This window comes from Streptococcus porci DSM 23759, assembly GCF_000423765.1.
Taxonomy (GTDB): domain Bacteria; phylum Bacillota; class Bacilli; order Lactobacillales; family Streptococcaceae; genus Streptococcus; species Streptococcus porci.
Map to the genome: position 1 here is coordinate 1 of NZ_AUIP01000019.1, position 12,801 is coordinate 12,801.

The 12,801-nt window shown below is 43.6% G+C and carries 13 protein-coding genes; 3 read left to right on the forward strand and 10 right to left on the reverse strand.

Annotated elements, in window-relative coordinates:
• Positions 1-122 precede the first annotated feature (122 nt).
• From rnhC to recD2, 3 genes are all read left to right on the forward strand, one after another.
• Entirely contained in the window at positions 123-1,019 is an 897-nt protein-coding gene (gene rnhC, locus G576_RS0108265; protein ID WP_027974204.1) for a ribonuclease HIII, read from the forward strand.
• A gap of 58 nt (positions 1,020-1,077) precedes the next feature.
• Positions 1,078-1,674, forward strand: coding sequence for a signal peptidase I (gene lepB, locus G576_RS0108270; protein WP_027974205.1), 597 nt, complete (start codon positions 1,078-1,080; stop codon positions 1,672-1,674).
• Between the two features lie 341 nt (positions 1,675-2,015).
• Complete coding sequence (gene recD2 / locus G576_RS0108275) at positions 2,016-4,433, forward strand: SF1B family DNA helicase RecD2 (RefSeq protein ID WP_027974206.1); 2,418 nt, start codon at positions 2,016-2,018, stop codon at positions 4,431-4,433.
• Between the two features lie 83 nt (positions 4,434-4,516).
• On the opposite strand, the gene nrdG is transcribed toward recD2, so the two are convergent.
• The 10 genes from nrdG to G576_RS0108330 all read right to left on the reverse strand — a co-directional run bounded on the left by nrdG (position 4,517) and on the right by G576_RS0108330 (position 12,797).
• Positions 4,517-5,116 carry an anaerobic ribonucleoside-triphosphate reductase activating protein gene (nrdG, locus tag G576_RS0108280; protein WP_027974207.1) on the reverse strand — a complete coding sequence of 200 codons (600 nt, stop codon included), beginning with the start codon at positions 5,114-5,116 and terminating at the stop codon, positions 4,517-4,519.
• Positions 5,082-5,651: a GNAT family N-acetyltransferase gene (locus G576_RS0108285; protein ID WP_169361576.1), complete on the reverse strand. Its 570-nt coding sequence runs from the start codon at positions 5,649-5,651 to the stop codon at positions 5,082-5,084. The genes nrdG and G576_RS0108285 overlap by 35 nt, the downstream gene beginning before the upstream one ends.
• The gene (locus G576_RS0108290) at positions 5,620-6,114 is read right to left on the reverse strand and encodes a GNAT family N-acetyltransferase (protein ID WP_027974209.1); all 495 of its coding nucleotides are present in this window, start codon (positions 6,112-6,114) and stop codon (positions 5,620-5,622) included. The genes G576_RS0108285 and G576_RS0108290 overlap by 32 nt, the downstream gene beginning before the upstream one ends.
• Before the next feature lie 40 nt (positions 6,115-6,154).
• Entirely contained in the window at positions 6,155-6,328 is a 174-nt protein-coding gene (locus G576_RS13600; protein WP_169361575.1) for a hypothetical protein, read from the reverse strand.
• Between the two features lie 61 nt (positions 6,329-6,389).
• Complete coding sequence (nrdD, locus tag G576_RS0108300) at positions 6,390-8,573, reverse strand: anaerobic ribonucleoside-triphosphate reductase (protein WP_027974210.1); 2,184 nt, start codon at positions 8,571-8,573, stop codon at positions 6,390-6,392.
• 117 nt (positions 8,574-8,690) lie between these two features.
• Positions 8,691-10,301 carry a glycosyltransferase family protein gene (locus G576_RS0108305; RefSeq protein ID WP_027974211.1) on the reverse strand — a complete coding sequence of 537 codons (1,611 nt, stop codon included), beginning with the start codon at positions 10,299-10,301 and terminating at the stop codon, positions 8,691-8,693.
• A gap of 271 nt (positions 10,302-10,572) precedes the next feature.
• Complete coding sequence (locus G576_RS0108315) at positions 10,573-10,878, reverse strand: DUF1292 domain-containing protein (RefSeq protein WP_027974212.1); 306 nt, start codon at positions 10,876-10,878, stop codon at positions 10,573-10,575.
• 18 nt (positions 10,879-10,896) lie between these two features.
• The gene (ruvX, locus tag G576_RS0108320; RefSeq protein ID WP_027974213.1) at positions 10,897-11,316 is read right to left on the reverse strand and encodes a Holliday junction resolvase RuvX; all 420 of its coding nucleotides are present in this window, start codon (positions 11,314-11,316) and stop codon (positions 10,897-10,899) included.
• Positions 11,313-11,582, reverse strand: a complete 270-nt coding sequence (locus tag G576_RS0108325; protein WP_027974214.1) for an IreB family regulatory phosphoprotein — start codon at positions 11,580-11,582, stop codon at positions 11,313-11,315. The genes ruvX and G576_RS0108325 overlap by 4 nt, the downstream gene beginning before the upstream one ends.
• A 57-nt stretch (positions 11,583-11,639) precedes the next feature.
• Positions 11,640-12,797 (reverse strand): glycerate kinase family protein, encoded by a 1,158-nt coding sequence (locus G576_RS0108330; RefSeq protein ID WP_027974215.1) that lies wholly within the window; start codon positions 12,795-12,797, stop codon positions 11,640-11,642.
• Positions 12,798-12,801: the final 4 nt, after the last annotated feature.

The window sequence follows — 12,801 nt, forward strand, 5'->3', positions numbered from 1 at the left end:
AAAAGGTGAACAAATGATAATAGGCACATCAGAAAAATGCTGAAAAACCTTGAGTTTTCGGGTGTTTTTATACTCAAATGGTAAAATATGACCTTTTTTCTCCTTTATGTTAAAATAAGTCTATGAGCACTATCGTCATGAAAATGGGGCAGGGTCGCACCAAATCTTTGAGTCAAGAGTTGGCTCCCCACCAGATTTCCAACAATAATCCTTACGTGACCTTTGCGGCTAAGGTGTCTGGCACAACGGTTCTAATCTACAGTTCAGGCAAGATTGTCTTTCAGGGCAACCAAGCTCTCCAAGTGGCCCAGTCTTTTGGCTATGTGGCTGAAAATAGCAGAGCTGAAAGCCCAGCTGGACAAAATCTCGCTTTGATTGGGTCTGATGAGGTTGGAAACGGTTCTTACTTCGGTGGCATAGCCGTTGTCGCCAGTTTGGTTACACCCGATGACCACGCCTTTCTTAAATCTCTAGGTGTTGACGACTCCAAAAATCTAAACGACACTAAAATCCGCCAGATTGCACCAATCTTGGAAGAAAAAATTCCCCACAAGGCTCTGCTATTATCCCCCAAAAAGTACAATGACGTCGTGGGCGATGGCAAGCTGCACAACGCAGTCTCCGTCAAAGTAGCTCTTCATAATCAAGCCATCTACCTGCTCCTGCAAGAGGTGGCAAGGCCTGATAAGATTGTCATCGATGCTTTTACCAGCCAGAAAAATTACGAAAAATACTTAAAAAACGAAGTCAACCGCTTTTCCAACACTCTGACTTTTGAAGAAAAAGCCGAAGGAAAATACTTGGCGGTGGCTGTTAGTTCCATCATTGCAAGAAACCTTTTTTTAGAGAATTTGGAAAAGCTAGGTCACGATTTAGGCTACAACCTCCCAAGCGGAGCAGGAGCAAAATCCGACAAAATCGCCAGCCAGATTCTAGCCGCTTATGGTATGGAGGGGCTCAACTACGCTGCTAAGCTCCATTTTGCCAACACTCAAAAAGCCCAGAACCTATTGAAATAGAACCTATCGAAAGGAATTGAGGCAGCCTGACGCACACAAGGCCTCTCTTAATTTAGCTATGAAACATTTTATTAAAGAATGGGGACTCTTTATCCTCCTTATGTCTGCCTTTATTCTCTCCTACATTTTTGTCTGGGTCAATGTTGCCGTCGATGGTCACTCTATGGATCCGACACTGGCTGATGGCGAGCGCCTCTTTGTCCTCAAAGTAGCTAAAATCGACCGTTTTGATATCGTGGTAGCCGATGAAACCGATGAAAATGGAAAGACCAAAAAAATTGTCAAAAGAGTCATCGGTATGCCAGGCGACACAATCACCTATGAGAACGATACCCTCTATGTCAACGGCAAGCAGACAGACGAACCTTACTTGAAAGAGTACCAAGAGCTCTTTGCCAAAGATAAATTGCAGAGCACCTACACTTACAATAAACTCTTCCAGCAACTAGCCCAGCAATCTCCAGCCTTTACCGCTGATAGAAGTAGATCAGCCAACTTTACCGTGACCGTACCTGAAGGACAATATTACCTGCTGGGCGACGACCGTATCGTGTCCAAAGACAGTCGCGAAGTGGGAACTTTCGCCAAGGAAGCCATCGTCGGTGAAATTAAATTCCGCTTCTGGCCCTTTAATAAAATTGGAACGGTTGATTAATAAGACCCCTACCGTGTGTCTGTGATTCAGAACAAAGATAGACTATGATGTTGTGATAAGTCAGCCCAGTAGCTCACAAACTGAGACTTTCCGATACGATAAAAAAGCTTGGTTTTAGATGTTCGAAAGATTTGGAGCTCCCAGACCTTTAAGACTAGAGAGGTCTGAGCTTAAAATGAAAAGACCAGCAGAATCAAATACTAGGTATAAACGCCCATAAACTTCTCGAATCATCCACTAATTAAGACACCCATCATCCGCAAGCACCTAAGGAAGTCTTAGATAAGACTTTAGCTACAGCCTCAATCACAGCTCGTCTGTGATTTTTTACTAGAAAGACTATGAACGAAGTATATTTTTCAGGCGAAATCAATCGCATTATTTTTGAAAATGCCAGCAATTTTTTTAAGATTATTCTGCTAGATGTGGAGGATACCGACAGCGACTTTGATGATTTTGAAGTTATCGTGACAGGCACCATAGCCGATGTCATTGAAGGGGAATCTTACACTTTCTGGGGAGAATTGACTCAGCACCCTAAGTACGGTGAGCAACTCAAAGTCAGCCGTTATGAACGTGCCAAGCCAAGCTCAACTGGGTTAGTCAAATATTTCTCCAGCGACCATTTTAAAGGCATTGGTAAAAAGACAGCTGAGAAAATTGTTGAACTCTACGGCGACAATACCATTGACAAGATTTTGGAAAATCCTGATAAGTTAGCCACCATTACAGGACTGTCCAAAGTCAACCGTGAAACCTTTCTAACAAAACTTAAACTCAATTATGGTACCGAGCAAATTTTAGCCAAACTGGCAGAATATGGCCTGACCAATCGCCTAGCTTTTGAGGTTTTTGACAACTACAAAGATATGACTCTGGAGATCATTCAGGAAAATCCCTACCAGCTGGTAGAAGACATTCAGGGAGTTGGTTTTAAGATTGCCGACCTCTTAGCAGAAAAGCTGGGCATCAAAGCCGACTCTCCCCAGCGCTTCCGCGCAGCCCTTGTCCACAGCCTACTAGAAGCTTCCTTAGAAAAAGGGGATACCTACGTGGAAGCCAAGGAATTGCTGGAGCGAGCACTCTATATCCTCGAAGAAGCAAGACCTCTGGAGTTAGATCCCGCCCTAGTCGCCAAGGAACTACAAAATCTCATCGCAGAAGACAAGGTCCAAAATATTGACACCCGCATCTTTGACAACAGCCTCTTTTACGCTGAAAAAGGCATCAAAAAGCACCTAAGCCGCATCATGAGCACGCCACTTGAAGAAAAGCTTTCTGATGATAAAATCACTAAGGAAATTTCACGGATTGAAGCAAATTTCACATTAACTTACGATGAGACTCAGAAAAAAGCCATCCACGATGCCCTCACAAGCAAAGTTTTTATCCTGACAGGTGGCCCTGGAACTGGAAAAACCACTGTCATTAACGGTATTATCGAAGCCTACGGTCAGCTACATGGCATTGATACCAAAAAAAATGAGGTGCCCATCACATTGGCTGCTCCTACCGGACGAGCTGCTCGCCGCATGAATGAATTAACAGGACTACCTGCAGCAACCATCCATCGCCATCTTGGTCTCAACGGCGATAACAATAACGATTATCAGGCGATAGACGACTATCTGGATTGCGAACTCATTATTATCGACGAATTTTCTATGGTAGATACTTGGCTTGCCAATCAGCTCTTTGCCTCCATTGCCAGTCACACTCAAGTCATCATCGTGGGGGATAGCGACCAGCTACCCTCGGTTGGTCCAGGTCAAGTTTTGGCAGATTTATTGAAAATAGCAGAGCTACCACAGGTTGCCTTAACTAAGATTTTCAGGCAGTCTGAGGACTCAACAATCGTTACACTTGCCAGCCAAATGCGTCAAGGGTGCCTACCAGATGATTTTACCCAGAAAAAACCAGACCGCTCCTACTTTGAAGCTCAAGCACACTTTATCCCAGACATGGTGGAAAAAATTGTTCGCTCGGCCTTAAAATCTGGTATTGAAGCTCAGGATATTCAAATCTTAGCTCCCATGTATCGAGGACAGGCAGGCATTACCAACCTCAATACCCTCATGCAAAATCTCCTCAACCCCAAAGACGACAAATTAGAATTTCTCTTTAACGAACAAATCTTCCGCAATGGTGACAAGGTTCTTCACCTAGTTAACGATGCTGAACTCAACGTTTTTAATGGAGATATCGGTTATATTACTGAGCTAATGCCAGCCAAGTACACTGACAGCAAGCAAGACGAAATTACCATTCAGTTTGAGGGCAATGACGTTTCCTATCCCCGCAATGAGTGGCACAAAATCACTCTTGCCTATGCCATGTCCATTCACAAATCACAAGGCTCTGAATTTCAGGTGGTTATTTTACCCATCACGCGCCAAAGCGGTCGCATGCTACAACGCAATCTTATCTACACTGCCATTACGCGCTCAAAAAGCAAACTCGTTATGTTGGGCGAGCTTGCCGCCTTTGACTATGCTGTCAAAAATGAAGGTGCCAGTCGCAAAACCTATTTGGTGGAACGTTTTGGCGGTCAAATTAAATCCTCTCAGACAAGCACCGCTTCTGAGGAAAGCCAGACAATAAGCGCTTCTTCAAGGACTGAACAGAAAGCTACTGAACGCTCCGCTCTTTCTCCAAAAGAGCCCAAAAGTTATCGACTGACCGAAGAAAACCTCCTGACCATTGATCCCATGATTGGGCTGTCGGAGGAAGATATTATGATGTTTTTTGAGAAAAAGTAAAACAGGTCTGAAAGGCTCCGCACCCTAAAAGTTAGATTTCTTCTGTCTAACATTTTGGGGTCAGTACCAGCAGACCTGTTTTTCTATATCAGTTCATCACGACTAACCTGCTCATAAGACTGATTGCCATCATTAAGTTTATCCCAAATGACGACCCTACCTTGTGCCAGCGATTTTTGCACATCAATGATACGCTGATTTGACGAACCTCGAAATTGTAACATAAGATTGCGCTTGGTACGATCATAGCGACCATCAACTAGAATATCAATCATTGAGAGCAGTTCTAGTTTGTCCTCAGTCTCTAGCATCATTTCTTCCCAAGTATAGCCAGTCCAAGACCAAATGTCCTTGGTCGGCAGTTCTTCTCGGATACGTTTAACCAAAGGAAGTAAAATGCCCGTATTGAGAAAAGGCTCCCCCCCCAAGAGCGTCAGCCCCTGCACATAAGGTTCTGCCAAGTCTTTCATAATCTGCTCTTCCAACTCCTGAGTGTAGGGAATGCCCGCTTTGAAAGACCAGGTTGCCACATTATAGCACCCTTCACAATGAAACAGACATCCCGATACATAGAGAGAATTGCGGACACCCTCGCCATCCACAAAGTTAAAGGCCTTGTAGTCAATGATTCGTCCTTGGCTTAGCTCTTCAGATTTCCATTCTTGCGGTTTGGGATTGTTCATTTGTCACCTCAATCCAATAATATTCATAATCGTTTGCTGATTTTTCAAAGGTTGCTTGGGTCGATAAAATAGTCTGACGACTGGCTTGATTACTCTTATGACAAACAAGTAAAAGCTTTGAAAGCCCCAGTTTTCTTGCTTTTTGGACAAGCAGTTCTAGTTGCTTTTTAGCGTAACCCTTACCCCTTTGGCTTGGACGAGTGGCGTAGCCGACATGATCCACATGATTTAGGACAAAGTCGGTATCTTCAAGACGAAGTGCTGAAAGCCCCACTAATTCACCCTTTTCAAAGCTCAGAAATTGGATAAACCTCCCGTGACCATTCTGTAAAAGATCTTCTTTTTCCTGTTGCTCTAAAAGTACCAACCACTTCTCAAAGTTTTCTCCACAAGCCTCCCAGGTTCTGGCACCACCGTGCATGACCTCTCCAGCCGCTTCGAATTCTGCAATCATTTGTAAAAAATCTTCCTTGTCTTCTTGATTTGGACGCCTGATTTCCATACTACACTTCAATCCAATAGCGTTCAGTCCCATTTCTGACATCTTCCAGAATGCCACCGCAGGCAAGAATGGTTCGCCGGCTAGCTTCGTTGCTGATATCGCAGGTGACTAAGACTTTAGACATATTTTTCGTTGTGGCAAACAGTAAACCTTGTTTTAACTGTTCTTTGGCGTAACCTTTCTGGCGCTCGCTAGGACGAATGCAATAGCCGATATGACCTCCTTTTTCTAAGAGCTTAAGGTTAAGGGCTAAGCGCAGATGTAAAAATCCAATCGCTCTGCCATTTTCAAAAGAAGCCAACTGAATCGCTGGCACCCAACCATCTGGAATGTTGAGCCCCATTTCAGCATCCTCATTACCAGCTAACCAGTCCTCATAATTAAAATCGTCTTGATTCCAAAAGCCACCGTCGCTGCGTGAGCCAGTCATTTCAAATTCTTCCATCATATCAAGCACAGCTGCCTTATCTGCTAAAGTTGGTCGTCTTAGTTCCATCACCATTTCTCCTACAAGAAAAGAGCTAAATAGCTCTTTTTTATTTTATCTTTTTCGCCTGTGCCTTTTTTAACAGCTCTTGCACGCGCGCTTTTTTATCATTTTTAACATTCGAATGCTTCTCGTGGAAACGCTCCACTTGCTGCATCCCTTTATAATCTAGTTGGTATTTTCCCATTTCCGTTACAGAGTCTATTCCTGCATTCAGTGACAAGAATACAAATACACCCTATTCCTCTCTAATTATTCTATTGCTAACCATCTACCTCAGTAGCCTATGATTCAGCCTGATTTCCTTCAACCTTAATCGTTGACCCATTCATATGTTTAACTCGTGCAGAAATCTCTTTATGGCGTCCATTGACCATAGGACGAGCTTGAGGATTGCCCAGATAGCCACAAGTGCGTTTAACCACATCTACCATTTTAGGGTCGGTGTTGCCACAATTTGGACATTTGAAGCCACGTTCAGTTGGTTCAAAGTCGCCTTCAAAGTGGCAGGCGTAGCACTTGTCTATTGGTGTATTGGTTCCAAGGTAGCCGACACGGTCGTAAGCATAATCCCAGACAGCCTCCAGAGCCTTAGGATTTTGTTGGAGAACTGGGTATTCACAGTAGTGGATAAAGCCTCCGCTAGCACCAGCTTCTGGATAAACTTTCTCAAAATCCAATTTTTCAAATGGCGTCGGATTTTTACGGACATCATAATGGAAAGAATTGGTATAGTATTCCTTGTCCGTAATGTTTTCCACAATACCAAACTTCTCTGTGTCAAGACGACAGAAACGATCGGTTAAGCTTTCTGATGGCGTTGAGTAAACTGAGAAATGATAGCCATATTCATCTGACCAGTCCGCACAAAATTGCTTCATGTGACGGATAATATCAACTGTAAAGTCCTTAGCAGCAGGGTTCTTCTCCCAATCGCCCCCGTAAAAGACAGTTGCCACTTCATAAAGTCCAATATAGCCAAGTGAGACAGTAGCTCTGCGATTTCTGAAAAGTTCATCCACCTTATCAGTCTTGTCAAGACGTTGCCCAAAAGCACCATATTGGTAAAGGATTGGGGCATTGGCAGGAGTGGCCTCTTTGACCCGCTCCACACGATAAACCAAGGCATCTTTGGCAATGGCCATGCGTTCCAAGAAAAGATCCCAGAATTTCTCCATATCCCCATCCGATTCAAGGGCAATACGAGGTAGGTTGAGTGTCACCACCCCTAGATTCATACGACCGGAAGTTACATCATTTCCAGTAGCGTCCTTCCAACCTTGCAGGAATGAACGGCACCCCATAGGCGCCTTAAAGGAACCTGTCAACTCGATAATCTTATCATAGCTCAACATATCAGGATACATACGCTTGGTTGCACACTCTAGCGCCAGCTGCTTGATGTCGTAGTTTGGTGTCCCAGGTTCAAGGTTGAGTCCACGCTTAACTGTAAAGATAAGCTTTGGAAAAATGGCAGTGCGACCTTCACGTCCTAACCCCTTAATGCGAATGTTAAGGATAGCTTTTTGAATTTCACGTTCAAACCAAGACGTCCCCAAACCAAATCCAAGCGAGGTAAAAGGCGTCTGACCGTTTGAGGTAAAGAGAGTGTTAATCTCATACTCCAAAGATTGCATGGCATCGTAGATGTCTTTTTGTGTTTTCTTACGGGCATAGTCTTCTCGCTTGTCCTCAACCACCCATTCTTCCGCGTCAGCCAAATGCTTTTTATAGTTGAGCTCTGCGTATGGTGCCAAAAATTCATCAATACGATCAGCCGTACAACCTCCGTATTGACTAGAAGCCACATTGGCAATAATCTGTGAAATCTGCGCGGTTGCGGTTTGAATAGACTTAGGACTTTCAACCTCGGCATTCCCAATCTTAAAGCCATTTTTCAACATACCTTCAAAATCAATCAGACAGCAGTTGGTCATCGGTGTGTAAGGGCTGTAATCAAGATCATGGTAGTGGATATCCCCCTTTTGATGAGCATTAGCCACGTGCGGAGGTAACATTTTCAGACCAATGGACTTCCCAACAATACCCGCTGTCAAATCACGCTGAGTATTAAAAACATCACTATCTTTGTTGGCATTTTCATTAACCACCGTTTGATCTTTATTGATTAATTTATCAATAGAGAAATTGATATCCGTCGCCTTAGCACGATCAAAATCACGTTGGGTACGGTAATTGATATACTGCTGAGCCAGAGCGTATTCACCTGCCTGCAAAAGTTCATGCTCAACGATGTTTTGGATTTCATAAATCTTGATATTATCGTGGAAGCGATCATTGATTTCAGCCACAACACTAGCTGCGATTCCCTCCAACTTACTCTCTATCAGAGGCGTCAGTGGGCCAACCTCATTACTAGCTCGAACCAATGCCTGATAAATTTTATCTGTATCAAAAGGCACCTTTCTGCCATCTCGCTTAATGACTGTAATTGATTTAATAACCATCACTGACTTCCTTTTTCTCTTTGTTTTCGTATAGGGTCTATTATAACACTCCGATAAAAAAAATCAATATCTTGTGTTAGAAAAACTTCTAAAACACAAGATATTGATTACCAGCGCTTATTTTAACTGATAAAGGGCAAAATGCTCCAATCCTTCAAAAGTCATTTGATCATAGTTTTTGGCTAGACTGTCTTTGACTGACTGACTTAACGTGAGACTCTTATTGACAATGACAAATTTAGACTGACTGCCTAAAAAATCATCTTCAAACTCCTTAATCTTATCCTCGGATGTCTGGTAAAGACTAGCAACCGGATAGTGGGTTGCCGTCCGACGACCACTAAGCAAATAGACATCTGCCTTATCATCTATGACTACCACCTTTTCCGCATCAGCAGTGTTTTCCTTTAGATAAGACGCAAGCACTACACGCTCATCATCGCGAGCTGTTTCAGTCATCCTTTGGTAAAATGGCAGGGCTACTGCCACAAGAACCAATAGAACTGGTCCAGCTAGATGACTAAAGAGGAAGGTTCCCCAGAGACTACGCTCATCTTCCCTACGACGATGAGAATTTTTACGTGATTGACGTTGTTTCTCAAAGCCATCCAAGCTGATAATAGTCAAAATCAGACCAAAGGGCAAAGCTGGCAAGAGTTGGTAAAAAGCCCAGCTTTTTGACATAACCGCCAAAGTGACATAAGCTAAAAGGCTCAAAAAAATCAAAACGCGTGACAGATAATCCCTCTCAGCCTTTCTGATATGCTCGAAGAAGACCAGAGCCCCTAGAAGCAAACCTGAGAAGAAGGCCAAACCAACCTGCAAGAGAGCTGTTTGCCAAAGAATACCCGTTCCCCAAGCTAGGTGCGTGAAATTATAACCCAGAACCTGAGTCAGATAAGGAATCGTTACCTCTAGATTGAAGACAAAGTAACCAACCGTGTAAAAAACTAAGATCAGTCCTAAAATGATGGCCAGATTTTGATAGAAACCACGCGCAAAGCGCTTTTTAGAAAGGTTATAACCTGACAAAAGCACATAGGCAAGTAGCCAGAAAACCAGCGTTTTGGACTCCAAAACCAAGGCCAGTGCTGCATGCAAGCCATAAAGGATAAAGCCCTCATCCTTTGTCATGCCTGCAAAATAGCGGATTAAAAACCAGAGTCCCATCAGTACAAAAGGCGCTGCCCACTGCATGGGGTAAAGGCCGCCAAAGCCTAAAGCAAGATTTCCCAAGTAAAAGGCTAATCCGGCAGCCATACTAGAAGCCGTATCATCAGTATAGAAAAAGACAATCTTGTAAAGGTAAATCCCTGCTACGTAGAGAGCTAAAAATTGAACTCCTAAAAGGTAGAGTTGGCTTCCCAAAATCTGGCTAATACCGATAAGAGCGTAGAAAAGAAAACCTCCCGTCGCAAAAATATCGCTATAAGGCAACTGATTTTTCGTCATCAAAGTCCCCGTATAGAGATTAAATTGCTGATAATCCGTCGCCAAGGAAGTCATATAAGGCAAGACCACCGTCAGTAAAGTCAGCACTATACTCAAAAGCAAAATCTGAAAATGGTGAGCCGCTCCCAGGCGAAAACGTCTAGGCCGTTTGCCTTCCTCTAAGGCCTGCACCTGTCTATTATCTGCTTGTTCGAAGTGACTTGCCCCCTTATCATCACGTTGGCGGCGACTATAAGTCTTGTGCTGTTCCACTTGCGTTTCCTTAGTATCGTTCACGATTGATCTCCTTGCTAGTTACCCCTCTAGTATATCCAAAAACTAGCTTATCGTCAATTTTTCCAGGAGTTTAGCGTAGCGCAATATCTCTTTAAATGTGTGTAAATACTTGGATTCATAACGCTTCATAAACTCCCTTTCTTCTTTTGTTAACGTCATTTAAACACCCCCCCTTCAAAAAAATATTCGTAAAAAGAAGAAGAAAGAGTCCTCTTATTCATTGAAATTCTATGTAAACAGATAGAAAAAAGCGCCTAGAGGCGCCTTTTAATTATTCGTTTTCATCAAGGAAGCTATTAAAGACTTCTTCAATCATATCCCACTCAGCGTCTGAGTCTTCTGGGATTGGTTGAAGGTCACCTTCAGTGCCGTCTTCATTTTCAGTGAATGAGTAGGCTTGGATTTCAACTTCACCATCAGCGTCTTCCTCAGCACCGTGCGGTACGAGAAGAACATAATTTTTACCAAATTCTTCGCGACCGTCAATGGTCATCAAAATTTCAAAAAGCGTTTCATTTCCTGCTTCATCGACAAGGGTAATTAATTCCACATCGTCGTGGTTGTGTTCATGTGACATAAGGTCTCCTTTTATCTTTTAAAAATGTCTATCTAGATAGTTCTGTAAAATAAGTTGAGCAGCTAGTTTATCAATGACTTTCTTGCGTTTGCCACGACTGACATCCGCCTGTTCAACCAGCATACGCTCTGCCTGAACTGTCGTCAAGCGTTCATCCTGATAATCCACTGGCAAACCAAAAAGCTCTGCTATTTTTTCTCCGTAAGCCCGACTTGCTTCAACGCGAGGCCCCTCGGTGTTGTTCATATTTTTAGGAAGTCCTACGACAAATTTATCAACGCGATACTCCTTGACTAGCTCACCCAGGCGATCCAAGCCAAGCTGACCAGCTTCCTCATCAATCTTGATGATTTCAACCCCTTGAGCTGTAAAACCTAGAGGGTCACTGATTGCAACGCCAACCGTCTTTGAGCCTACATCTAATCCCATGATTCTCATTTGAGGTCAATCCCATTTCCTTTGAGGTAGTAACGAACCAGTTCTTCAACGATTTCGTCGCGTTCATACTTGCGAATTTGGTTGCGAGCGTCATTATAGCGTGGCACGTAAGCAGGGTCGCCACTCAATACATAACCAACAATTTGGTTAATTGGATTATAGCCCTTTTCATCCAAAGAACGGTAAACACTTGTTAAGGTTTCACTAATCTCCTTACGATTCAGGTCGTTAAGATTAAAGCGGACAGTTTCTTCTGTAAATCCCATAAAAACACCCTCTTTCTATTATGGTTATGGCTTTATTATAGCTTATTCTAACCGATTTCACAAGTTTTCTGATGTCTTTTGACTAATAGCATGGTAAAAATTTGCAATACCTTGAGCGATTGTGAAAACCAAATCTAGTGTCTGCTCCATAGCCTCCTCCAAGGTCATGGGGGCATTGATAATCGGAAAGACAGCTGATAGCCCTGCCTGATAAACAGGAGTCAAATCTCCCTTGGTGGAACCGACAATAGCAACTGTAGGCACCTCGTAAAGCTGAGCTCTTTTAGCAATGCCCAGCGGAGCCTTTCCGTGTAAACTTTGACCATCCATGCACCCCTCCCCAGTGACAACCATATCTGCATTCCTTAGGGCTTGATCAAAACCTACCAAATCCAAAACCGTCTCAATTCCCGACTGAACAGTCACATCAAAGAAGGTCATGAAAGCAAACCCTAGACCACCAGCTGCTCCTGCTCCGGCCATATCCTTGCAAGATTTTCCTGTTGCCTGCTCACAAATTTTAGCAAAGTGCATAAGCCCAGCTTCCAGCTCATCAATTTCTTCTGAACGTGCTCCTTTTTGTGGGGCAAAAACGGCTGACGCTCCAAATTCCCCGCAGAGTGGATTGGTTACATCAGACAAAAGGATAATATCTAACCCCTCTGGTTGCGTCTGAAAATGAGTCAAATCCAGCTCTGCTATTTCCCCAAAAGAAGAAGGTATCGGATCCAACTCCTGCCCTTGACTATCTAAAAAACGCACACCCAAAGCTGCCAGAAACCCCATGCCAGCATCATTTGTCGCTGACCCACCAAGGCCTACGTAAAGGCGTTCAGGTTGGTGAGATAGAGCTTGGAGCATCACCTGACCTGTACCATATGTAGATGACCGTAGGATATCTCTTTTATCTTCCGACACTGTGGTCAGACCTGATGCCTCTGCCATCTCAAGGATGACCGACTTTCCACCATTAAAAATCCCATAACGCGCCTGACGGGTTTCACCCAGAGGATTCTGAACGTCTGCTGTCTGCCATGTCCCGGAAACCTTTGACATGACTGCCTCTACCGTACCCTCTCCACCATCAGCTACTGCAAAAAGAATCACCTCATCCTCTGGATAAAGAGACTTGATGCCTTTTTTCACATAAGCAGCAATTTCCAATGAACTGGCACTACCTTTGAAAGAATCTGATGCCACCACGATTTTTGCCATATCA